The organism is Psychrobacter sp. W2-37-MNA-CIBAN-0211 (assembly GCF_040309405.1).
In the GTDB taxonomy this organism is placed as follows: Bacteria; Pseudomonadota; Gammaproteobacteria; order Pseudomonadales; family Moraxellaceae; genus Psychrobacter; species Psychrobacter glaciei.
This window is the reverse complement of sequence record NZ_JBEOOU010000463.1, coordinates 1-247: the sequence shown is the minus strand read 5'-3', so window position 1 is coordinate 247 and position 247 is coordinate 1. Positions and strand designations below refer to the sequence as shown.

Genomic DNA, 247 nt, shown 5'->3' with positions numbered 1-247 from the left:
ACAATGGGCCACGCATAACCGGACTCTTGCATAGTGCGATAGTTATAACCGAGTTTATCCAGCAATAGGCAGCGCACCACTTCAAAGTAGCGCAAATAATTGCCATGCCAAGTGATGCCCATCGAATCGACATCGTGAAACGGGATCACCATTTCCATTTCGGTGAGTAATAATCCTTTCATTTAGCACACCTCCCACTGACCTAGTTGAATTTTTTCGACAGTTTGACGCAGTACCGCTTCTAGGG

The 247-nt window shown here is 46.2% G+C and carries 1 protein-coding gene; it reads right to left on the bottom strand.

Annotation, left to right across the window (positions count from 1 at the left end):
- Positions 1-182 (bottom strand): acyl-CoA thioesterase (locus AAEY72_RS15890; protein ID WP_352311618.1); only part of this gene is annotated, 182 nt, incomplete at its 3' end.
- Positions 183-247: the final 65 nt, after the last annotated feature.